Below are 21,884 nucleotides of genomic sequence, written 5' to 3'. Positions count from 1 at the left end.
CAAGTGATTCTTGAACATGTCAGGCGGCTCGACGATATGGTCATCGACGCTGATCAGAATCATGTCCTCTTTGCGCACGGGAACCTTCTCTCGGTCAGGCCAGTAAAACTATCGGTTTTACTGTTGGTTCAACGGTACCGCACCGGGCCAGCGGTATGCGCCGAACAGTTGGGGGATTGCAGCACCTTGCCGAGGGCGATCACGCTGAAGATCCTGTCGATGCTCTGCGCCGGGCCCACCACTCGATGCTGGCGCGGATCACTACCGCCTCGACCCCGAGGATTCCCGAATCGCGCGCCGTGACACTCTAGGTCTGCGGTGGTGGCCGGTACGTACGCGGCCGGCATCGGCGACGAGGTTGAGGTCGCTTCGCAGGCGGCCATCCATGCCGCACGGCTTCGGTTGCAACACAAGGAGATATATCGTGACGATCGAGACTTCTGACCGCGGCCACGTGCGCACGATTGCCCTGAATCGTCCCGAGCGGCTCAATGCGTTCAATGGCCAGTTGGTGACCGACCTCGGCGCGGCGTTGCAGCAGGCCGCCGCCGACGCCGAGATCTCGGTGGTGGTGCTGACGGGAACGGGGCGCGCGTTCAGCGCCGGCGCAGACCTCAAAGAGATCGCCGAGCACCTCGGCGATTCGGCTGCCACCGAGGAGCGCCGGCCCACCGACACTGGGGCTTTCGCCGAACTGATCGATGCGCTGGCCGAGTTCCCCAAGCCGCTGATCATGGCGGTCAACGGCGTCGGAGTCGGATTCGGCATGACCATCCTCGGTTTCGCCGACGTCGCGTTCATGTCCAGCGAGGCGCGGCTGCGATGCCCGTTTACCTCCATCGGCGCCCCACCGGAAGCGGCGTCGACCTATCTGTTGCCCCTATTACTGGGCCGGCAGAACGCGGCGTGGGCGCTGATGTCCTCGGAGTGGATCTCGGCTGAGGAGGCTCGGGAGATCGGACTGGTGTGGAAAGTGTGCACACCTGACGGGTTACTCACCGAGGCCCACCGGCACGCGGATCTACTGGCCGACAAGCCCGCCCACATCCTGACCACCATGAAACGCCTACTGAATGCGCCGCATCGTGAGCAGATCGCCGCCGCGGCGGCCCGGGAAAACCAGGCTATGGCCGAAATGCTCGGCACGGGCGCGAATGCCGACGCCGTCGCGTCCTTTCTTCAACGCTGAGACGGCCAGATCAGCTGAGGACGGTGCGCGAGGGGCGGCGCGATCATGCCTCACGCAGGACAACTGCAGCCAGTGCCACGGCGATGCCGGCCAGCGCCAGGATCGTCACAGCGACCGCCGTCCAACCGCGTGCATCGAAGGCGACTCCCCCGAGCCAGCCGATCGCGCTGGAGCCGCCGTAGTAGAAGAGGTTGTAGAGCGACGACGCCTGGGCTTTGCCGATCGGGGCCGCCTGGCCGGTCCACCCGGCCGCGGTGGAATGCGCTCCGAAGAAACCGGCTGTGGCAATCACCAAACCGACGAGGATGGCGAAAACGTTGTCGCTCAGGGTGATAGCCACCCCCGCCATCATGATCACGACGGAGACCAGCAGCACCCGCCTGCGCCCGAACCGAGCGGCCTCGGCGCCGGCCCGCGACGAGGCCCACGTACCCGCGAGGTAGGCCAGGAACACCAGGCTCACCACTGACGGCGGCAGGTGAAAGGGTGCGGCAGTCAGACGGAAGCCGAGGAAGTTGTAGAGCGCCACGAACCCGCCCATCAGCAGGAAGCCCTGCGCGAAGAGCACCATCTGGCGGGGTGTGCGCAGGTTGACGGCCAACCGATGGGCGAGGTTGCCTTCCGGGTTGGCGCCGCGGCGGGACGCCGGCGTGAAGCCGCGCGGTTCAGGGGCCAGCTTGACGAAAGCCAGAGCCGCCAGGCCACAGATCACGGCGACGGTGAAGACGCCGATGCGCCAGCCGGCGAACTCTGCCACCGGGCTCGACACCAGTCGGCCCAGCAGGCCCCCGATCGTCGTTCCCGCCACGAATGTGCCGGCCGCTCGCGCGGCGTGCACCGGGTCGACTTCCTCGGTCAGGTAGGCCACCGCGATGGCCGGGACACCGCCCAACAACAGACCCTCGAGGAGCCGACCGGCCATCAGCAGCCCGAAGGTGGGTGCGAACGGCACCAACATTCCGACCACGGTGGCACCCGAGACGGATGCCGTGATCGCCTTCACCCGGCCGATGCGGTCGGCCAGCGCCGACCACGGGATCACGCCGACCGCCAGTCCTACCGTGGACGCCGACACCACCAACGCCGAACTCGCCGCTCCCACGCCCAGATCCGAGGCGATCAGGGGAAGAACGGCCTGCGGCGAGTACAACTGTGCGAACGTCGCCACGCCTGCACAGAACAGTGCCGCCAGGAGCCGGGTGTAGGCCGCCGATCCCCGGGTATGGCCCGTCCAGGCGCGTTCCAGGGAATGGTCGATGGTCACTCAGAAGACGGTAGGAATCGACTACTGATGTGTCCAATGTATGAAATGTCGAATTTCCATGTGCATAGCGCATGATTGCAGTTGAGCGCCTGCGCATGTGCCTCAGGTGCCGATGAGAAATTGCACGAACCGCTCCGTCGGCGGGGCCAGCTGACGGTCACGCCGCCACGCCAGCCCGACCTCCCGCTTGGCGCGGCTGTTCGATAACGGCACATGGACCACGCGTGACTCAGACCCCTCGCGCGGCACCGGCACCACGGCGACACCGAATCCGGCTGCCACCAAACCCTCCATGGTCGGAATCTCAGAGGCCTCGAACACGATCTCGGGGCTGATGCCCACCTCGGCCCACAGGTCATCGGTCAGCAGACGCAGTCCGAACGGCTTCTCCAGGACGACGAAGGGCTCATCGGCCGCCGCGGACAGGCTGACCCGCGCGCGAGCAGCGAACCGGTGCCCGACCGGGACTGCCAAACACAGTCGTTCGACGTAGAGACGGTGCCAGACAAAGGCTGTCGGGTCCGGGCGCGGTGAGGTGATGGCGACGTCGGAGCCACCGTCGAGAATACTCTCGGCGATCTCGTGGGCAGCACCCTGGAACAGGTCGAAAGCGATCTTCGGCGCGGCTTCCCGGAACCGCCGAAGCTGTTCGGGCACATACCAGTTGGCCAGTGAATGCAAGAACGCCAGCCGGACGCGACCGGTGTCGGGATCACGCAGTGCGGCGATACGGTCAAGTGCCGCTTGAATTTCAGCGATACTGCGGCGGGCATGTTCGAGCATGATGCGGCCGTACTCATTGAGGTGAAGCCGACGACCGACCCGGTCGAACAGCGGAGCCCCTGCCTTCTGCTCAACGCGGGTCAGGGCACGCGACAGCGTGGGTTGGCTCACCCCCAGCTCGGCCGCGGCCTCGGTGACGTGCTCGGTTTCGGCCAGCACCACGAACCACTGCAGTTCTTCGAGATTCACGTTCTAGACCATGCCGTCCACCAACGCGTCCACCAGCGCGACGTACTGCTCGACCACGAGGCTGCCCGCAACTGGACCACTCATGACCTGTAGCAGCAGCGTGCCCATCAATGCATTGGCGATCACGTCTGGATCGACATCAGCACGCAGGGCTCCGGTGTCCACCGCGCCCCGAACCCGATCAACCAAGCCGCTGCGCTGCGGAACGCTGAGTTGCTCGTAAAGCGCATCGCTGTCACCGGAACTCGCGGCAGCCGCGGCGACGAGTGCCCGGATGAGCTTCGCATTGGCAGGTTCGGTGATGAACTCGCCATGCTCGATCAGCCATGTGTGCAGGTCGGCTCGCAAGTTGCCCGTGTCGGGGACCGAGAACGATCCGCCCCGACCGTAGGCATCCAGTACCGCTTCGGCTACCAACGGTGCCTTCGACGCCCAGCGCCGGTAGAGCGTTTTCTTCCCCACTTGCGCCCGCGCCGCGACGGCGTCCATCGACAGCTCGGCGTAGCTGGACACCAGCAGCAACTCGCGCACGGCATCGAGGATCGCCGCGTGCAGCGAGGCGTCCCTGGGCCGGCCGGGCGGTTGCGACATGTCGCGAGCTTAACTTCGCCGATTCAGCTCCGGCCCGGCTTGAGGGTGCGGTAGGTTACCCGCTATTACGACCCGATTCGTGTCGTAATAGCGGACGAGCTCGACAAGAGGAGCGCAAACCGAGATGAGCACACCCGAACTGTCGGTGCCCACAGACTTTGCCGCCGTGTCGCCCGAGTGGATGACGCGCGCCCTGGCCACCCGCCACCCCGGTGCCACCGTCAGCGACGTTTCCATCGATCTGCGCGACGACGGCACCAATCGCCGTGCGCGCCTTCGCCTGTCCTATTCCGCGGGCGAGGGCCCGGCCACCGTCTTCGTCAAGGCCGCCGATCCTGACCACAAGGAACTGATCCGGATGACCAGCGGCATGTTCCACGAACCTCGCCTGTTCAGCTCCGGTGTCGAGCTGCCTCTGGAACACCCCGTCGTGTATGCCGCCCTCATCGACGAAGATGCCTACGACTTCTGCCTCGTCATGGAAGACCTCACCGCGCGCGGTGCCGACCCGCGGGACTCCCTACGACCTCTGACGCTGGCGGAAGCGACCTCGGGTATGCGCGGCCTGGGGCGGCTGCACGGACGGTACTGGGGATCGCGAGTCACCCGGGAACCTGCCCTGGACTGGCTCGAACCATTCGAGCCGTTCGACGGACTCCAGTACGCACCGCTGCCCAGCGCGCTGGAACAACTGGACCAGAGCACTCCGGCAGACGTGTTGTCGATGTCGATCGAGCAGCTCGTGGAGGGCATCTGGAAGCCGTACATCAGGACGTTGACCAGATCGCCGCAGACCCTGCTGCACGGCGATCCTCATATCGGCAATACCTACGTGACGCCGGACGGCGAGCTCGGCTTCCTGGACTGGCAGGTCGCCCGTCGCGGCAATTGGTCATTGGATGTCGGGTACTTCCTGCAGGGCGCTTTGACCGTCGAGGATCGCCGGCGGCACGAGCGGGCCTTGCTGGAGGAATATCGCGACGCGCTCGGATTGCCTGCCGACGATCTGCCGTCTATGGAGGAGATCTGGCTGCGGTATCGAGCTTCGGTCGCCCACGGGCTGGCGCTGTGGCTGGCCACCGCCAGCAGCGGCGGCGGGCTGTGGCAGCGCCTCGAAGTCTCGGTCGCGTTAGCGCAGCGGTACGCCAATGCCTACGGCGACCTGGAGACCGCCGCGGCGATCGCGGAGATCACCGGGTAACGATCGAACAGCCATCTGGTGCATGCGTTTTCGCGACGTGCGAGTGTCGGCGCCCCACGTCATTTGAGCATCAGGGCAGTGTCACGCGCTCCGTCTTGCCGCTTTGGTCTTTGGTGGTTGTGACGTCGCGGCACTCACCCAACAACTGGATGTCACGGTTGGGTGTGCTCACGTTCTGCGGGCCGAAGATTGCGACCACATTGCCCTTCGTCAGCACGGTGCCGTGGGAATGGAAATCAGGATCCGAGCCCCAGCCGGCGTGGCGGAGTTGATCGACCATTTGCGCGATTTGGCTCTCGGACTCGGCGAAGCTGGCAGCCGGCGGGTAGGCGATCCGCATCTCTCCCCGAAAAGGCGGATCGCCCTGGTCATTACACGAACCGCGCCAGAAGAACGCCTCGACCACCTGCAGGTTGTTGAGGGTTCCCAAAATATCGTGCGCAGCATCCATGACCTGCGTCCTGGACTGCTCGGGTGTCAACGGATTACTCACTCTGTCGGCATCGGATTGCATGACTCCACATCCTGATAGGGCTGCGGCAACCGCGACGGTCACGGCAAGCGGAATTCTCTGGAACGGCACGATCAACAGGGCTCCGTCCTAGTGGTAATGACCGGATGTCGGGGCACGGTACAGCTCAGGATCCGACGGCCAACCGAGGTCGGTCAAAATGTTGTCGCTGCGATGCGCGGCCGTCATACCGTCGAGTTCAAGGGCATCACCATGACCCGAGACGATATCGGCCATGCTGAACAACGATTCGGTGCCACGCTCGTAGTAGTGGCTGTGGTCGTTCAACGTCAGCCCGGGCACCTCGGCTTTGAAGCGCGTCGATCCGAACCCGTCGAGCGAGGGGTCGGCGCCCAGCGCCAGATTCACTCCCGTGCCCGGCACATGGACCTGCGGTATGGCGCCGAGCTGAGTGATCGGATCGGTCGAGGCGGCACCGACGAAGACATGACCACCCGGCGCGAGGTGAAAGTCGCCGGCATTGCGGGCCATATCGGTTCCGGGACAACCGATCAGGACCGCGTCGTTGGTGTGCATACCGTAGCCGGCTGCGGCGTCGGCCACGGTCGTGGACCCGTACGAGTGCCCGATGACCGTCATATGGGACGACCCGGGTCCATGAGTAGCGTTGAGGCCGTTGACATCTGCGGCCAGCAAGGCACCGCCCTCATGGGCTAGCGAGGTTTGGCCGACCTGCGGGTCGGTCAGGCTGTCCGGAGCGTTGTAGCCCATCCACGCCACCACCGAGGTCGCATGAGTTGGATCGGCCCTGCTGGCTTCGTTGAACAGATTCGTGGCGTCGTCGGCGGATAACCAGCCCTCGGTAACGCTGTGACTGGTGCCCGGCACCACCACCGTGGTGTTGGCTGACTTGTCGGGGTTTCCGATGGCGATCGCCGCGCGCCCCTGCCCGTCGAACCGAGTGGGTTGATACACCTGGAGAAAGGTCGGTGCGCCGGTGCGGTTGCTGTCGGTTTCGAGTGCTTGTTCCACCTTGACCGCGTTGGTGTAGCGCGTGGCATCGTCGGGTGTGCAGCCGTAGCGGAACGGATCGTTGAGGACATCTTGGGCCGAGACGCCATGGCGGCTGGCGGCTTCCTGGATGTTCTCGATGTCGTTGCGCATCGCGATTTGGTTGGCCTGGTCCCGGGCTTCGACGGGGATGCCGTTGAGATTGCCCAAATACGTTGGGTTGTCCCGAATTTCAGCCTGCTGCTGTTCGGGAGTCAGCGAATCCCACCACTTCTTGACGTCCTCGGGCCGGGTCGATTCGGGTGGCGGTGGCGGCGTAAGTGGTGCGGCGGGAATCGGCAGCTTGCCATCGGCCATGTTGATCGCGACGGCCAGCTCCGCGTCGACACCGTTGGCTTCGGTCAGGATCGCGTTCAAGCGGGTCTGCAGGTCCGCGATTTTCGTGGCGAGCTCCGCCGGCGTGCCCTTGAACCCGGGGCCTTTGACGACCGTGCTCGTGGCCGGATCGATGTCCAGGCCGGCGCTCAGCGCGTCGTCTTTGAGATTGCGCAGCTCGATTTTGACTTTCTCGATGTCCTGGGCGGCCTTCTGGGCGGCCTGGGCGACGGCGAGCGCTTCCTGGGCGTGGGCGTCGAGGTCCATTCGCGTCTTGTGGATCGCGTCGCGGGCAGCATCAGCCGCCACCCCGCCCCAGGTCTGGAACGCCGGCAGCTGCTCAGAAGCCCGGGCCGCCTCGGTCGAGGCACCGCTGCGGGCCGACGCGGCATGGAAGACCTCTCGGACCGCTTCGGGATCCCATCGCTCAATATCGGCGACGCTAAGCGTCACGCGCCTGACCGTTCCCCCGGTCGACGTCGGCGAGGGTCTCGGCATCGCGCTGATCCATGGCAGCGAACGTCATCCCGCTGACTCGCAAGCCCTCGGCGTGTTCGTAGAGGCGGGTGGTCAGGGTGGTCGTCACCGTCGTCCACGCCGCGGCCTTGGCCGCCAACGCGGATTGGGACTGACCCACCCAACTGAACAGCGATGATTCGATGGTCTGGTCGGCTTGGGAGTGGGTGGCGAATACGTTCTGCGAATGCTGGTCCAACACCCCGCCCGAACTGACCAACGACTCCGGATCGACCTTCAACGACTCGGCCATCTCACGCCTCCACCCCGCGTGCAGCAAACTCCCTGAACCGCCAAACTACCACCTTCGAGATCGGTTTCACGAGGTCGCGGTTTTGATCAGGTCACCTTCACACCCGTCCGCAACGAGCGCAGCTCCGAATACCGGATATGGACCCCGCGTGCACGTGGGTCGAGATGTCATGGCATGCGCCCTGTGACACCCGCGGGTCCGAGGTCGGGCAATCGAGCGAAGGCGGGACGTATGACTCAGCGATATGACGTGGCGATTGCAGGCGGCGGTCCGGCCGGGGCGGCCGCGGCGTGGCAGGCCGTTCAGACCGGAGCGCGGGTGGTCGTGCTCGACAAGGCTGACTTCCCTCGCGATAAACCGTGTGGGGACGGCCTGACTCCCCGCGCGGTCAGCCTTGTGCAGAAGATGGGCTTGGCCGACGAGATCACCAAATTCCACCGGGTGGACGGGGTCACGATTTTCAGCCCGTCGCAGTGGGAGCTGTCGTTCCCGCGCCGGCCTGGGATGCCCAACCATGGATATTGCATCGCGCGACGCGACCTCGACACGCTGCTACTCGAGCACGCCCGGTCCGCCGGAGCCGAGGTGAGGCAGTCCGCCGAGGTTGCCGGTCCAGTCGTGGACGAGGACGGCCGGGTGGCGGGCTTGACGCTCAAGAGCGGCGAGCGAGTGCTTGCCGACGCGGTGATCGCCGCCGACGGCGCCTATTCGCCGGTGAAGCGGGCGTTGAAGCTCACCTCGCGGTACAACGGCTATTCGGCGATCGCCATTCGCGCCGAGATGCAGGCCAATCGTCCGGACTCCGATTCCCTCGCCATCCATCTGAAGTTGGCGTTCCAGAAGGATCAGCTGCCCGGTTACGGCTGGGTGTTCCCGATGGGCGGGGGCCGCATCAACGTCGGCCTGGGTTACGTCAACACCTACAAGCGCTGGCAGCAGATCAACGCCACCCAGCTACTGGGCGAATTCGTCGCTAGCCTGCCTCCCGAGTGGGAGCTGCCCGCGATCAACGAGTTGCACAAGGCCAAGGCTGTGCAGGGCTGGCGGCTGCCGATGGGCTTCACCGCCTGGCCTCCCTGGCGCCCCGGCGTGCTGTTCGCCGGCGATGCGCTGGGTGCGGCCCGACCGGCGTCGGGCGCTGGCATCTCCAAAGCGTTGCAGTCCGGACTTGCTGCCGGTGAGTGTGCAGTGGCAGCGCTGGTCAACGGCGGTCCTGATGACTTCACCAACTACCAGCAGCGCATCACGTCGATCTGGGGTCGTGAGTACCGCCAGGGCCGGCTGTTCCACCGATTGGCCGGCATCCCGGCGGTGGCCAACGCGGGAGTCCACCTGCTGGACGGGGTGAACCAGGCCAAGTCTCTTGCGCGCCTGCCGTTTCGGGAAGACACGAGATCGGCCAGCTGACCGACGACGTCGTAAAGGTGTCGAAGTGCAGAATCCGGTGGACTTGCCGCCCATCCGCCGACGCCGCGGCCTCGAATCACGGGGCATGAGGCATGGCGTTGGTGGTCGGCGATCAATCGCCGTCGTGGGTAGTGGAGTCGCAGGTCTGACCGCTGCCTACGTGCTGGCGCAGCGCGATCGGGTGACGTTGTTCGAGGCTGACGACCGTCTGGGCGGGCATGCGCACACCCATTTCGTCGACGGCGGTGACGGTCAGAAGGTCGCTGTGGACTCCGCGTTTCTGGTGCACAACGATCGCACTTACCCGACGTTGTGCCGCCTGTTCGACGAACTGGGCATCGCCACCCGCGAAACCGAGATGTCGATGTCGGTGCGCGCGGACGGAGTCGGGCTCGAGTACGCCGGTGCACGCGGCATCGGCGGATTGTTCCCGTCGTTCGCGTTGTTGGCGCGCCCGCAGTATCTGCGCATGCTCGCGGAGGTCAAACGGTTTCACCGCGCCGCCACCGCGTTGTTGGCCAGCGAACCGACAAACACCCTCGAAACGCTCGGTGCCTTCTTGGGCCGGCACGCTTTCTCACCGTTCTTCATGACCTATTTCATGACACCGCTGGTGGCCGCCGTGTGGTCGTGCGCGCCCGGCGCGGCAATGTCCTACCCCGCCCGTTACCTCTTCGTCTTCCTGGACCATCACGGGATGTTGTCGGTGTCCGGTTCGCCGAAATGGCGCACAGTCCAGGGTGGTTCGGCCACCTATGTCGCCAGGATGCTGGAGCACATCGACGAGGTGCACGCAGGTACCCCCGTGCATGCCGTTGAACGCACCCACGACGGCGTCGAGCTGACGGCGGGTTGCCTGACCCCGCGACACTTCGACGCGGCGGTGATCGCAACGCATCCCGACCAGGCGCTGCTGATGCTGGTGGGTCCCACAGACGCCGAGCGCCGAGTGTTGGAGGCGATCCCTTACAGCACCAACCACGCCCGGCTGCACACCGACGAATCGGTGTTGCCTCGGCGGCGTCGAGCCCGCGCATCGTGGAACTATCTCGCGACCCCCGACCACGACGACGTGGTGGTCACCTACGACGTCAGCCGGCTGATGAGCCTTGCCGGACCGCGACGCTTCCTGGTCACCCTCGGCGATAGGCACCACATAGACCCGACCCAAGTGTTGGCGGAGATGACCTATCATCATCCGCTCTATACACCGGAATCAGTTGCCGCCGTGGATCTTCTACCCACCCTCGGCGATACCCGCGTAGTCTTCGCCGGCGCCTATCACGGGTGGGGGTTCCACGAGGACGGCGCCGCGTCGGGGCTGCAAGCGGCCCGCCGCCTGGGCGCCGCGTGGCCCGCGGACGAAGGTGACCATCGCCTCGAGGACGTCGCATGCTGAGCCCCGCGCTGTATCGGACTCGCATCGCGCATCGCCGAGCCGCGCCGGTGGAATATGCCTTTCGGCACCGAAGCTACTGCTGGTACGTCGATATCGACGATCTCCCAACGCTGCCGCGCTGGTTGCGTCCGTTCGCACGGTTCGATGCCCGCGACCACCTTGCGGGTAAGCCTGGGGACTCGCTGCGCGATCGCGTCGACGCCGTACTGAGCGGCCACGGACTGGACGTGAGTGGCGGCACTGTGACGGCGTTGCTGCAGGCCCGCGTACTCGGCTATGTGTTCAACCCGCTGAGCCTGTACTGGTGCCACGATGCCGGCGGCACGGTGCGGCATGTGATTGCCGAGGTGCACAACACGTATGGCGGCCGCCACGCCTATGTCTTGAGCGGCGATGGCAGGCTCGCGACGGTGGCCAAGGCCTTTTACGTATCGCCGTTCAACGACGTGTCAGGCCGCTATCTGATCACCGCACCGCTCCCGGCCGAGACCCTGGAGGTGACGATCACCTTGTTACGCAACGATCAGCCGCCGTTCGTGGCGGCGATGCGAGGCGATCGACTGCCGGTGAGCGCTGCCCAACTGCTGCGACTACAAGTCGTCGCTCCGTTGGCCCCGCTGGTGGCGGCAGTGGCCATCCGGCGACACGGGATTGCGCTGTGGCTGCGCAAAGTTCCGGTGGTGCCGCGCCACGAGAAGGCGGGCCTGCGATGACCATCGAGTCCGCTCCGAGCTCCGCCGGAACGGTTGACGACACCCGTTGGGCCAGCGTGGCGCGCGTGCCCCGTGGACCATTCGCGGCGGTCTCGGCTGCGGTGGCCGACCGGCTGTTGCGCGGCGCCGTGGCGGCGCTCCCGCTGCGGTTGTGTTACCCCGACGGTTCGGTGGTCGGTGCCGCGGATCCGTCGTTGCCGAGTTTGATTCTGCACCAGCCAGATCGGCTTGCCCGACGGGTCGGCGCAAGCGGGTTGATCGGCTTCGGCGAGTCCTACATGGCCGGCGAGTGGGATTGCGCCGATCTGGCAGGGGCGCTGACCGTGCTGGCGACAGGGGTCGCGGAGCTGGTACCGCGCGGGTTGCAGTGGCTGCGACCGATCCTGTTGAGCCGCCAGCCCCAGTCGGCTCGCAATAGCCCGGAGCAGGCCAGGCGCAATGTCGCTGCGCATTACGACTTGTCCAATGCGATGTTCGCCGAGTTTCTCGACGAGACCATGACGTATTCATGTGCGCTGTTCGATCATTTGCCCGCGTCGAGTGACCACCTTGCCGATGCGCAGCGGCGCAAGATCGACCGATTGCTCGATACGGCCAAGGTCGGCCCGGGAAGCCGGGTCCTCGAAATCGGCACTGGCTGGGGCGAATTGTGCGTTCGAGCTGCGGCCCGGGGTGCGACAGTCCGCTCGGTGACGCTGTCAGCCGAGCAGCGCCATCATGCGTTGCGACGGGTCGCAGCCGCAGGACTGTCCGATCGCGTCCGCATCGACCTGACCGACTACCGCGAGCTGGAGGGACGCTACGACGCGGTGGTGTCAGTGGAGATGGTCGAGGCAGTCGGGTACGCATTGTGGCCCGGGTATTTCCGTGCTCTGGACGATTTCGTCGTCCCTGGCGGACGTGTCGCGATCCAGGCGATCACCATGCCGCACGATCGGATGCTGGCCAGTCGCAACACCCATACCTGGATCCAGAAGTACATCTTTCCCGGCGGACTACTGCCGTCCACACAAGCTATCGTCCAGATCACCGAAAATCAGACCCGGCTGCGCACCGTCGACATGATGTCATTGCGCGATCACTACGCAGAAACCCTGCGATTGTGGCGCCAGCGGTTCAACGAACGGCGAGATGCCTTGGACACGTTGGGGTTCGACGCGGTCTTTGCCCGCATGTGGAACCTCTATCTGGCCTACTCGGAAGCCGGCTTTCGGTCAGGATATCTTGACGTTTACCAATGGACATTTGCCCCAACCGGAGCCGGACAGTGAATTTTCTCATCGTTGCAACAGCCTCGGTGGCCGCCGTCCTCGTGGTGCACGGCGTGACGTTCCTGATCGCGCGACGGATCGGACGCTACAACATCGTCGACATCACCTGGGGTCTTGGATTTGTGGCGATCGCCGCCGTCGCCGCGACTCTTGGCAGCGGAGACCTTTTTCGCCGCCTGCTGTTGCTGGCACTGACCTCGTTGTGGGGCTTGCGACTGGCCTGGCACATGTATGTCAAGACCAAAGGTCATGGCGAGGATCCCCGCTACCGCGACCTGTTGGGCGGAAACCTCGCACCGGGCAACGTGATCCGGCGGATCTTTGGCACCCAGGCTGTCGCGACACTCGTTGTTGCGTTGCCCCTGATGCTGTCGGCGACACTGGGCCCCGCTCCGGCGGCTCTGAATGTGGTGACCGGTATCGGCGCGGCGGTGTGGCTGGCCGGCCTGACGTGTGAAGCCGTGGGCGATCACCAGTTGCGGGTGTTCAAGCGCGACCCCGCGAACAAGGGCGCGATCATGGACCGTGGCCTGTGGAGCTGGACGCGACACCCAAACTATTTCGGGGACGCCTGCGTCTGGTGGGGGCTGTGGCTGGTGAGCATCGCAGGGTGGATTTCCCTGGCGACCGTGGCCAGCCCGGTGGTGATGACCTACTTCCTGGTGCAGGTCACCGGGGCGAGGCTGACCGAAAGGTATATGAAAGACCGGCCCGGATTTCGCGAATACTGCTCGCGGACATCATATTTTGTACCGCTGCCACCGCGGTCACACACTCGGTGACGAAGCCTACATCGACCAGGGCCGCCCCCACGGCATGCCGGCGTCTCCCCGAGCGTCGGGCTTGACGGCGAGAATCTGGTCCACGCCCATGCGCCCCTGCTCGAAGGCGAGCCGGCCGCCGACCAGATACAGCCGCCAGACTCTGGCCACCTCCTCGCCGGCCAGCGCGACAAACTGCTCGTAGCGGCGCTCGAACGTTTCGATCCAGCACGTTACGGTGCGGACGTAGTGTTCGCGCATCGCCTCGACGTCGCGCACCTCGAACCCGGTGTCCTGCAGATGATTCAGGGTTTCCCCGACCGGCCGCATATGCATATCAGGGGCGATGTAGGACTCGATGAACGCTCCGCCACCGGGGGCGGCGTCTGCCCGCCGCGACATCTGTTGCAATAACAACCGGCCCGTGGGTTTGAGCGAGCGATAGAGCATCGCGGTGTATGTGCGATAGTGCTCCTCACCGACATGCTCACCCATTTCCACCGAGGCCACCGCGTCGAATGATTCAGGTGTGCCGGCGAATTCGCGGTAGTCCTGCAAGACCACGCTGACCCGATCACCCAGTCCGCGGTCCGCTACCCTGGCGACCGCGAAATCGCGTTGGCGCGCCGACAAGGTGATGCCCGTGGCGTGCACCCCATAGTGCTCCGCAGCGAACAGGACCAAGGAACCCCAGCCACAACCGACATCAAGCAGTCGCATGCCCTCGGCAAGACCGAGCTTGCGACAGATGAGGTCGAGTTTGGCGGTCTGTGCCTCCTGCAGCGTCTGCCGATCGTCGGTGAAGTATGCCGACGAGTAGGCCATGTGGCCGTCGAGAAGCAAGCGGTAGAAGCCGTTGGACAGATCGTAGTGGTGTGCGATCGCCGCCCGGTCGCGCCGTGTGCTGTGTCGACGCCCCGTCAGGCGCGCTTCGGTGCGTGGCGGCGGCGGTGGCGGGCCCAGCGCCCCGAGCCTCGCTGCCAGCCGTAGTCCGGGCGCTAGTCTGCGCACCGTCCGGCTTCGGGCACCAGGCGCAACGCCGTCGGGTCGGCGCCACGCTTGGCGCAGGCCTTGAGCCAGGTCGCCTTCCACGTCGAAGTCGCCCGTCACATAGGCTCGCGCAAGACCGAGTTCGCCTGGTGCCCACACCAACCGGCGCAGCGCACGCCGTGACCGGATGACCAGCACAGGGCCCTCTGGACCCGCCTCGCTACCGTCCCAAGCGCGGATGCGGACCGGCAGTTCCATCTCCAGAGTCGTGCCGACGAGTGCCTCGAGGCGCTGCGCGATGTTCACCTTCGGTATTCGCCACCGCTGGCTCGGCGGATGGGTACGGCGAGACGACGCCTCGGTCGGATCAGGTCAGCGACAACTTGGCGAAGATCTGTCCCGTGGGTTGTGCCGACCCTTGCCCGGGCTCGACGGTGAACGCCAGTGCGTTGGTGTTGCCGAGATCGGTGAGCACAGCCGTCGTCGACGGCCGCACCGCAGCGGTACTCATCGTGCCTGCCGATCGCGGGGTCCCGCCGTCGAGCAACCACATCTGATACACCGAACCCGGCGGGGGCGGGGCGACATTGTTCATCACCAGCACCCCGGCATTGGTATCGCGCGAGTAGACGAGCGTCGCCACGCCCCCAGACGGAATGGCGGCGGCCGCGGTTCGCACATCCGCGGCCTCGAGCACGCGCGCGGCAGTCGGTGTCGGTGCGCTCGGGGGGCGCAATACGACGACCGTGCCGAGCACCCCGAGCCCGATGACAAGCACCGCGGCAGCGGCGATGAGCGGCCTGCGCCAGTGACGCCGGGGCGAGCCGGCCTCTGCTGCCGCAGCGGCCAGGATCCGGTCGCGCAGCTCGGGCGGAGGCTCGGCGGCGGTGCCGGCGGACACCAGGGCCATCGTTTCGCGGCATTCACGAACCTCGTCGCGGAAGGCCTGCGCCACCGCCGCAGGTGCGGCGTCGAGACTGCGTTCGATTTCGGCGCGCTGCTCATCGTCGACGGCTCCAAGGGCATATACCGCTGCGAGCTCCATCAGCTCGAAATCCGCCGGGCCCGTCATGACGCCGCCAGACAGTTGCGAAGGCCCCGCAACGCATCTCGGATCCGCGACTTGACGGTCGACAGGTTGGCCGAAAGCCGAGCCGATACCTCCGGGTAGGTCAATCCACGGTAGTAAGCCAGCTCAATACACTCCCGCTGGACATCGGTAAGCGAGCCAAGGCAATCGGCGACCCGGCGGCGGTCCTCTCCCCCGATGACCGCGTCGGCGACGTCGTCGGCGGGGCGATCGACGGTGGCCGCACCGTAGCGATCCTCGCGCCGACGCCCAGCTTCTTCGGACCGCACCCGCTCGACAGCCCGCCCGTGGGCGACCGTCATCAGCCAGGCCATCGCTGATCCGGCCGACGGGTCGTACTTGGCGGCATTGCGCCACACGTGAACGAAGACCTCCTGGGTGGTTTCCTGGCTATAGCCAGCATCACGCAGAATCCGCAGCACCAGCCCGTACACCCGCGCCTTGGTCAGGTCGTAGAACGTGGCGAATGCGTCAGCGTCCTGTCGCGCTACCCGACCCAGCAATGTCTCGAGCTCATCGCGCGGCCGCGACAAGCCGTTCATCGAGCCGTTCATCGAGCCATAGCCTATCCACACACCCGCCCCGGATCTCGCTGAATCCGCAGGCCCTACGTGATCACGCCTCGCGGGCAGCGTCGCGACAGTCGACTGCTTGTCCCGCCGAACATCCATGACAGTAATTCGTCACCGGAGCAGTCCCGGATGGCGCCGCAGGGTTGCTATGCGGGCAACAGATCGTATGGTGGCGACCCGATTCCGCTGACCATGAGTTGGCCGGATGGAACCCTCTCCACGAGCCGCACTGCGGCGCTGCGCGTTCCGATCCGCAGCTGGGCCGGCTTGCCCGCTGCGAGGTCGTCGGGCGCACCATAGGCGAGGCCCTGCCAGTGGAATTGCCCGTCGATCGGGTTGAGGTGACCGGTGAGACGGACCCGGACCTCGCAGCGCACGCCCTCCACGTCCAGTTCGGCGTCGCCGTCGAAAACGCCACTCTCGTCAGCCGCTGGGGTCACAGGAAGTTGCACCGCTTCCACATGCGCCGGCTGATCCGGTTCATCAGGCCGATCTCCTCCAGGAACGCCGCCAACGGCGCGAATCCGGATCGCAGAGTCTCGTGAAAGTACGGATTGCTGCGGGCTTGGCTGCGGGCCGCACGGCCGTCGAGCCCGGCGCGCCGGTACACGGCGCGATTGGTGAACAGGTAGCGGTAGAACGGCCCTCCAGCGCCATGGACGGTGGCGAGCAGGAACCGGTTGCGCGGCCGCATCGTTGGGACGTCGCGGCGCGCGCCGTCGCGGGCGAACTGGATGTGGCGCGCCTCCTCGGTGACGTGGATCCGCATGACGCGGCGCACGATCGGCTGCAGTTCCGGATCGTCCAGGATCTGCCGTTGCAGCGCGTCGAAGATCTCCTCCCCCACGAGCGCGGCGATCCACAGCACCGACTTCTGGAAAACCAATGGCAGTGCGTTGATGATCATCCGCTGAAAACGCCCGGGCTGGAACGGCTTACCGTCGACGGCCTTGATAGCGCGGCCGAACATGACCATGTGGCGGGTCTCGTCACCGAGTTCGGTCAACGAATAGTGGGTGGACGCCGCGGTGACATCGGCATGCATGAGGCCTCGAAGCAGCGCCTGATTGAGGATGTTCTCGAACCACACCCCGGCCGAAAGCAGGTTGATGAATTCCTGACGCGACAGTTCGATCTGTTGTTCGCGGGACATGGCCGCCCACATCGGCGTGCCGTAGAGCGACACCACCTGGGGCGGCAGGAAGAACTTGTCCGGCACTACCGGCGAATCCCAGTCGATATCGACGACGGGTTCGTACGACTTTTTGGCCGACCCCCGGAGCAACCGATCGGAGAACTCCTCTCGATTCGGCGTCGTCGTCCTGGTCGAAGGAGCCGTGGCCATGGGATGCCCTCCTGCTAGCGCGAGTGTCCTGAGCGGTGCGAACTGAAGATACATTCTTAGTTCATTTGTATCAATAGCTCGTCGCAGGCTCTAGACTGCACCGATGAAGCACAGCAGCCTGCTCGCCAAGGCTGTGCAGCGTTTCGGGTCGCCGACTGCGGAAGGCAACCCCCAACGGATCCTCGATGCGGCGCTCAAGCAGTTCGAACTGTTCGGGATCCGCCGCTCCACCGTGGAGGACATCACCCGGCGCTCCGGCTTGGCGCGCGTCACGCTCTACCGAAACTTCGCGAACAAGGACGCCATCGTCGAGGCGGTGCTGCTGCGGGAGCTCGAGCGGTTCCTCTCAGAACTCGCCGCGGAGGCCGGCAGCTACGCCGAAGCCGAAGACAAGCTGGTCGAAGGGTTCGTGTTCACGCTGACCACGATGCGCGATCACGCGCTCCTGCAGCGATTGCTCGCCACCGAGCCCGAGACAGTGCTGCCGTTCCTGACCGTCGAGGGAGCGGGTGTCATCCAGACGGCCTCATCGTTCCTCGCCCACCAGCTGGCGGTTGCGCTGCCCGACGACAAGCGCACGCAGATCGAGCTGCTCGAGGTCGCGGAGGTCACGGTCCGGGTCATCGTGTCGTTCGTGCTGACGCCATCGCAGAACGTCGCCCTCGGCGACGATGACGCCGCCCGATCATTCGCGCGCCGGTACCTCGTTCCCCCGCTGTTGGGGCTGACGGGCTAGCGGTGTCGAAGGCACCGTGACGTAGAGAATTCAGACTTCGTCGAGACGTGGGTAGAGCACTTCCTGGGTGAGTAGCTGGATTGCCGCCGCGATCGGAATCGCCACCAGCGCACCGACAATCCCGAGTAGAGCGCCACCGAGCAGGACGGCGACAACAGTGATCAAGGGCGGGACATTGACTGCGCGGCCGATGATTCTCGGTACCAGCAGATAGTCCTCGAGGAGCCGGAAGACGACGAAAAAGGCGATCGTCGCGATGCAGATCGGAAGCGAAACCGTCAGTGCAACAGCTGCGACCGCGATACCCGCGATCGTCGAACCGACGACGGGAACCAGGTCGAGCAATGCGACGAAGATTCCCAGCAGCAGCGGGTAGGGGACGTCGAACACTTCGAGCCAGACGAAGGTGGCGGCCCCGGCGATCACCGAAATCAGCACGTTGCCCAATACGTAGGCTCCAACCTTGGCGAAAACCTCGTCGCCGATCAGAATGGCCCGGGGGCGACGAGTGTGGGGTATCAGGCGGTACAGGGAAGTGCGAATTCGGGGCATGTCGGCCAGGAAATACACGGTCAGCACAATCACGATCAGCGAGTCTGCGACCGCTCCGAACAGTGCGGTTCCCGCACTGACGACCTCGTTGACCACTGATCCGCTGGACCCGTTGACGGTGTCGGTGATGCGCTGCTGGAGATGGAAGCGGTCGTTGAGCCGCCCGATTGCCGAGGAGTGGTCCTGAACCTGCTGAATGTAGTGCGGCGCCTGATTGACCAGGTCCCCGGCTTGCTGGACCAGCGGCGGGATCGCGGCGGCCACGAAGGCACCCATCAACGCAAGGACTATGAGGAACACCAGAGCCGTCGCCGCCCACCGCGGAAGTCGGTGTTTGACGAACCAGGACGCCGCCGGTTCCAGTCCGAGGGCGAGAAAAAACGCCACCCCGACGAGGACCAGGATCGACGACAGCGCTGTCAGAACCTGCACCGCACCATAGGTCACTGCAACACCGGCAGCTGCCGTCAATCCGATATAGAACGGGGATCGCCGGTTGAAACGCGGTCCACGGGTTCCCAGTGGTTGAGCCTCGGAACTCATTTCCGCAGCCAGCATTTCGGCTTCAGCCACCGGCCCTTCCTCATCGGAATGAGGTTGGCCGACCCTGTCGTCATGCCCCTGCGCGGCCAGGGCGTCGTCTGTGGCCACGAGCGACTATGCGCGCCGAACGGTTTGAGTCACGTCGAGCAACTCATGCGGTCGCCGCGAGTTCGGGTTCCCCGGCATGGGTTCGCAGAGTTTCCAGCGCCTTCGCGAGCAAGCGGGAGACGTGCATTTGCGAGCAGCCGACTCGTTCGGCGATCTGAGTTTGGGTGAGATTGTCGAAGAACCGAAGGGTCAGCACGATTCGCTGCCGCTCGGGCAGTGCGGCAATCAAGGGGCGAACCGTTTCGACGTGGAGCACCTTTTCCAGGTTAGGGTCGACCTCGCCAAAGGTGTCGCTCAACACTCGAGGACCGTCGCCAGGTCCCACCGGCGCATCGGTAGACACGGTGGCGTAGTTGCCGCCACCGATCGTCGCTTGAACAATCAGCTCCCGGTCAATACCGAGATAAGCCGCGATTTCGGTGGCGGTCGGCGCTCGATTCAGCCGCTGCGACAGGTCGGCACGAGCCCTAACCATATGCGGCTGAAGCTCTTTGACACCGCGCGGTACTTTGACCGCCCACCCGTAGTCGCGGAAGTGACGCCGGACTTCGCCCATCATCGTCGGCACGGCGAAGGACAGAAAAGCCGCTCCTGTCTCGACGTCAAAGCGGTTGACGGAGTTGACCAAGCCGACTCGTGCGGCCTGCACAAGATCGTCGAATGGTTCACCACGTCCGCTATAGCGCCGCGCGATGTGATCGGCCAACGGCAAACTGCGTTCGATAATGGCCTCACGAAGACGGCGAAATGCCGGCGTTCCTTGGTCGAGTAGCTTGAGGCGACGGAACATTTGGGTGACTTCTGAATAATCTGAATTGGCCGCACTCAACGCAGGCATGAACAGGCTCCTCTTTGATTCGCCGTAAATAATCACCGGCTCGAATCTGAACCTGCTGTCGCGGAGTACCCCGCCTCTCACCAGGCTAAACGCTTTGATGCGTGCGTCCTCAGCCGGGGAGCTGAGCCAGCCAGTCCGAATCTTCGTCGACCGGCTGGTCGTTGATCACCACGAGTGGAACTCCTGGCTCAGAAAATTGGTGCAGGACAGCAAGGTTGTTGGCTGCGATCGCCTGCGGGTCGAAGCCAATCGGCAGGCCGATCCGAATGAGATCCTGCGCCGGTTGCGGCGCGCCGACCTGGCCGGCCAGGTCGGCCAGCTGATCGTTGCTCAGGTCGTTCGGCCCCCGCTCCTTGGGCTGATGGTCTGACGAATAGATCGACTCTATGAACCGCCACGTGACGCCACTGGATCGCGATTGGTCTGCCACCACGTACGCCGCATATATCGCTCGGCTGTCGTAGGTACCACTAGCCGAATACTTGTCGAGGAAGTCCACGAATCGCAGGTTGACCCGCAGCGAGCCGTCCTCCAGGCGTTTACCGATTTCCTGGCCCTGAGCACGCACCAACTTGCCGCTGTACGGGCACAGCGGATCCACGTAGAGGTCGATCTGCCCCAACGCGTCGGGGTCACCGATCGACAGCGCATCGCCGGCCGGTGCCGCCACGGCCGCATGCGCGATGCCGCCGGTCGGTCCGCACATCAGCATTGTCATCAACAGGCCGAGCACCGCCCCGACGGCCCGCAGCGGCTTGTTCGTTGATCGTGCGTTCATGAACCCATCATGCCGTCCCGCCTGATGACGACAGCGGCTCCCCTTGGCAACGACGGTTAGTGCGCCACCACAGTCGTACGCGGTGTGAGAACGGCCGCGATGTGCGGCCGAAATCCGCACGGCCTCATGTCCTGAACTCTGACGTACGCGATCGCCGAGGTCACGTCGTCACAGCCCGACACTGCCCTGCATGATGCCGCCGTCGATGACGACAGTTGTCGCAGTCATGTAGCGGGCGCGGCCTGACGCAAGAAACGCGACGACGTCGGCGATGTCGGACGGTTGCGCCATTCGTTGCAGGGGGATGGCCGCCTCCAGTTGCTTCATCTTCGCGGGGTCGTCTTCTGTCGAGGCGTTGATCGGGGTGGCGACGGCACCCGGGGCGATGTTCACCACGCGGATGTCGTGAGGCCCGAGTTCAACCCCTGCCGTGCGGGTCAACATCCTGACCCCGCCCTTGGACACGCAGTAGGCGATGTTGCCGGGCATCGGCCAGTCCTCGTGCACCGACGAGATGTTCAGCACGAGGCCGCCCCCGCCCTGGCTGATGAACTGCTTGGCCGCGATCTGCGTCGCGAAGAATGCGCTCTTGAGGTTGACGGCGACGACCTTGTCGAAATCGGCTTCGGTGGTGTCGAGTAGTGAAGTGCGGGTTTCGATTCCGGCGTTGTTGATCAGGACGTCGAGACGCCCGTAACTATCGACCGCTTTGCCGATCATGGTGTGCAGGTCCGCCGGTCGAGATACGTCCGCCTTGACGCCGATCGCATGGCCGCCGGCGGCCTCGACCTTCGCAATCAGCGAGGAGGTCTCTTCCGGGTGAGCGACGAAGTCGACGACGACGTTGGCGCCCTGGGCCGCTACGGCGAGCACGATGGCCTCCCCGATACCGCTGTTTCCGCCGGTGACGACGACGGTCTTGTCCTGCAGCAACATA

24 protein-coding genes are annotated in these 21,884 nt (G+C 65.1%); 9 read left to right on the top strand and 15 right to left on the bottom strand.

Annotation, left to right across the window (positions count from 1 at the left end; all coding sequences use genetic code 11):
* Both CG716_RS30555 and CG716_RS27915 read left to right on the top strand, forming a co-directional pair.
* Positions 1 to 303: hypothetical protein (locus CG716_RS30555; RefSeq protein WP_207760802.1), on the top strand; the 303-nt coding region annotated here is incomplete at its 5' end.
* 121 nt (positions 304 to 424) lie between these two features.
* Positions 425 to 1,189 carry an enoyl-CoA hydratase/isomerase family protein gene (locus CG716_RS27915; RefSeq protein ID WP_094484385.1) on the top strand — a complete coding sequence of 255 codons (765 nt, stop codon included), beginning with the start codon at positions 425 to 427 and terminating at the stop codon, positions 1,187 to 1,189.
* 43 nt (positions 1,190 to 1,232) lie between these two features.
* Here the strand turns inward: CG716_RS27915 and CG716_RS27910 are convergent, their stop codons facing one another.
* The 3 genes from CG716_RS27910 to CG716_RS27900 all read right to left on the bottom strand — a co-directional run bounded on the left by CG716_RS27910 (position 1,233) and on the right by CG716_RS27900 (position 4,016).
* The gene (locus CG716_RS27910; protein ID WP_094484384.1) at positions 1,233 to 2,453 is read right to left on the bottom strand and encodes an MFS transporter; all 1,221 of its coding nucleotides are present in this window, start codon (positions 2,451 to 2,453) and stop codon (positions 1,233 to 1,235) included.
* A 102-nt stretch (positions 2,454 to 2,555) separates the two neighbouring features.
* Positions 2,556 to 3,425, bottom strand: coding sequence for a LysR family transcriptional regulator (locus tag CG716_RS27905; RefSeq protein WP_094484383.1), 870 nt, complete (start codon positions 3,423 to 3,425; stop codon positions 2,556 to 2,558).
* Positions 3,426 to 3,428: 3 nt separating this feature from the next.
* The gene (locus CG716_RS27900; protein WP_094484382.1) at positions 3,429 to 4,016 is read right to left on the bottom strand and encodes a TetR/AcrR family transcriptional regulator; all 588 of its coding nucleotides are present in this window, start codon (positions 4,014 to 4,016) and stop codon (positions 3,429 to 3,431) included.
* 124 nt (positions 4,017 to 4,140) lie between these two features.
* Between CG716_RS27900 and CG716_RS27895 the strand changes: the two genes are divergently transcribed.
* A complete protein-coding gene (locus tag CG716_RS27895; RefSeq protein WP_094484381.1) occupies positions 4,141 to 5,217 on the top strand; it encodes a phosphotransferase in 1,077 nt (358 codons plus the stop codon).
* A gap of 70 nt (positions 5,218 to 5,287) precedes the next feature.
* Here the strand turns inward: CG716_RS27895 and CG716_RS27890 are convergent, their stop codons facing one another.
* Genes CG716_RS27890 through CG716_RS27880 form a run of 3 tightly spaced genes read right to left on the bottom strand, consistent with a single transcriptional unit; the run spans position 5,288 to position 7,844 of the window.
* Positions 5,288 to 5,800 carry a lipoprotein LppJ family protein gene (locus tag CG716_RS27890; RefSeq protein ID WP_234818078.1) on the bottom strand — a complete coding sequence of 171 codons (513 nt, stop codon included), beginning with the start codon at positions 5,798 to 5,800 and terminating at the stop codon, positions 5,288 to 5,290.
* 18 nt (positions 5,801 to 5,818) lie between these two features.
* The gene (locus CG716_RS27885) at positions 5,819 to 7,528 is read right to left on the bottom strand and encodes an alpha/beta hydrolase (protein WP_234818074.1); all 1,710 of its coding nucleotides are present in this window, start codon (positions 7,526 to 7,528) and stop codon (positions 5,819 to 5,821) included.
* Positions 7,518 to 7,844 carry a WXG100 family type VII secretion target gene (locus CG716_RS27880; protein WP_094484393.1) on the bottom strand — a complete coding sequence of 109 codons (327 nt, stop codon included), beginning with the start codon at positions 7,842 to 7,844 and terminating at the stop codon, positions 7,518 to 7,520. The genes CG716_RS27885 and CG716_RS27880 overlap by 11 nt, the downstream gene beginning before the upstream one ends.
* 231 nt (positions 7,845 to 8,075) lie before the next feature.
* On the opposite strand from CG716_RS27880, the gene CG716_RS27875 reads away from it, so the two are divergent.
* The 5 genes from CG716_RS27875 (at position 8,076) to CG716_RS27855 (ending at position 13,416) form a co-directional block, all read left to right on the top strand.
* Positions 8,076 to 9,251 carry an NAD(P)/FAD-dependent oxidoreductase gene (locus CG716_RS27875; protein WP_094484378.1) on the top strand — a complete coding sequence of 392 codons (1,176 nt, stop codon included), beginning with the start codon at positions 8,076 to 8,078 and terminating at the stop codon, positions 9,249 to 9,251.
* A gap of 85 nt (positions 9,252 to 9,336) precedes the next feature.
* On the top strand, positions 9,337 to 10,650 hold the full coding sequence (locus CG716_RS27870) for an NAD(P)/FAD-dependent oxidoreductase (RefSeq protein WP_094484392.1): 1,314 nt from the start codon (positions 9,337 to 9,339) through the stop codon (positions 10,648 to 10,650).
* The gene (locus CG716_RS27865) at positions 10,644 to 11,363 is read left to right on the top strand and encodes a DUF1365 domain-containing protein (RefSeq protein WP_094484377.1); all 720 of its coding nucleotides are present in this window, start codon (positions 10,644 to 10,646) and stop codon (positions 11,361 to 11,363) included. The genes CG716_RS27870 and CG716_RS27865 overlap by 7 nt, the downstream gene beginning before the upstream one ends.
* On the top strand, positions 11,360 to 12,634 hold the full coding sequence (locus CG716_RS27860; RefSeq protein ID WP_094484376.1) for a class I SAM-dependent methyltransferase: 1,275 nt from the start codon (positions 11,360 to 11,362) through the stop codon (positions 12,632 to 12,634). Before CG716_RS27865 ends, CG716_RS27860 begins: the two co-directional genes overlap by 4 nt.
* Positions 12,631 to 13,416 (top strand): DUF1295 domain-containing protein, encoded by a 786-nt coding sequence (locus tag CG716_RS27855; protein WP_234818073.1) that lies wholly within the window; start codon positions 12,631 to 12,633, stop codon positions 13,414 to 13,416. The genes CG716_RS27860 and CG716_RS27855 overlap by 4 nt, the downstream gene beginning before the upstream one ends.
* Positions 13,417 to 13,422: 6 nt before the next feature.
* Here CG716_RS27855 and CG716_RS27850 read toward each other — a convergent pair whose 3' ends face one another.
* The 5 genes from CG716_RS27850 to CG716_RS27830 all read right to left on the bottom strand — a co-directional run bounded on the left by CG716_RS27850 (position 13,423) and on the right by CG716_RS27830 (position 17,392).
* Positions 13,423 to 14,643 (bottom strand): SAM-dependent methyltransferase, encoded by a 1,221-nt coding sequence (locus tag CG716_RS27850; RefSeq protein ID WP_094484391.1) that lies wholly within the window; start codon positions 14,641 to 14,643, stop codon positions 13,423 to 13,425.
* Between the two features lie 109 nt (positions 14,644 to 14,752).
* Positions 14,753 to 15,457 (bottom strand): anti-sigma factor, encoded by a 705-nt coding sequence (locus CG716_RS27845; protein ID WP_094484374.1) that lies wholly within the window; start codon positions 15,455 to 15,457, stop codon positions 14,753 to 14,755.
* Entirely contained in the window at positions 15,454 to 16,017 is a 564-nt protein-coding gene (sigK, locus tag CG716_RS27840) for an ECF RNA polymerase sigma factor SigK (protein WP_094484390.1), read from the bottom strand. The genes CG716_RS27845 and sigK overlap by 4 nt, the downstream gene beginning before the upstream one ends.
* A 176-nt stretch (positions 16,018 to 16,193) precedes the next feature.
* Entirely contained in the window at positions 16,194 to 16,487 is a 294-nt protein-coding gene (locus tag CG716_RS27835) for a DUF4873 domain-containing protein (protein WP_094484389.1), read from the bottom strand.
* The gene (locus tag CG716_RS27830; RefSeq protein WP_094484373.1) at positions 16,484 to 17,392 is read right to left on the bottom strand and encodes an AurF N-oxygenase family protein; all 909 of its coding nucleotides are present in this window, start codon (positions 17,390 to 17,392) and stop codon (positions 16,484 to 16,486) included. The genes CG716_RS27835 and CG716_RS27830 overlap by 4 nt, the downstream gene beginning before the upstream one ends.
* Before the next feature lie 103 nt (positions 17,393 to 17,495).
* Here CG716_RS27830 and CG716_RS27825 point away from each other — a divergent pair, with 103 nt between their 5' ends.
* Complete coding sequence (locus CG716_RS27825) at positions 17,496 to 18,128, top strand: TetR/AcrR family transcriptional regulator (RefSeq protein ID WP_094484372.1); 633 nt, start codon at positions 17,496 to 17,498, stop codon at positions 18,126 to 18,128.
* Positions 18,129 to 18,158: 30 nt separating this feature from the next.
* Here the strand turns inward: CG716_RS27825 and CG716_RS27820 are convergent, their stop codons facing one another.
* The 4 genes from CG716_RS27820 to CG716_RS27805 all read right to left on the bottom strand — a co-directional run bounded on the left by CG716_RS27820 (position 18,159) and on the right by CG716_RS27805 (position 21,883).
* Positions 18,159 to 19,331: an AI-2E family transporter gene (locus tag CG716_RS27820; protein ID WP_410431120.1), complete on the bottom strand. Its 1,173-nt coding sequence runs from the start codon at positions 19,329 to 19,331 to the stop codon at positions 18,159 to 18,161.
* A gap of 43 nt (positions 19,332 to 19,374) precedes the next feature.
* The gene (locus CG716_RS27815) at positions 19,375 to 20,169 is read right to left on the bottom strand and encodes a SigB/SigF/SigG family RNA polymerase sigma factor (RefSeq protein WP_234818076.1); all 795 of its coding nucleotides are present in this window, start codon (positions 20,167 to 20,169) and stop codon (positions 19,375 to 19,377) included.
* Positions 20,170 to 20,278: 109 nt separating this feature from the next.
* Positions 20,279 to 20,947, bottom strand: coding sequence for a DsbA family protein (locus CG716_RS27810; RefSeq protein WP_094484370.1), 669 nt, complete (start codon positions 20,945 to 20,947; stop codon positions 20,279 to 20,281).
* 168 nt (positions 20,948 to 21,115) lie between these two features.
* Positions 21,116 to 21,883: an SDR family NAD(P)-dependent oxidoreductase gene (locus CG716_RS27805; RefSeq protein WP_094484387.1), complete on the bottom strand. Its 768-nt coding sequence runs from the start codon at positions 21,881 to 21,883 to the stop codon at positions 21,116 to 21,118.
* Position 21,884 lies beyond the last annotated feature (1 nt).

The organism is Mycolicibacterium sphagni, from assembly GCF_002250655.1.
Classification (GTDB): Bacteria; Actinomycetota; Actinomycetes; order Mycobacteriales; family Mycobacteriaceae; genus Mycobacterium; species Mycobacterium sphagni.
The sequence above is the reverse complement of the archived record's forward strand: the minus strand, read 5'-3'. Positions and strand labels throughout refer to the sequence as shown.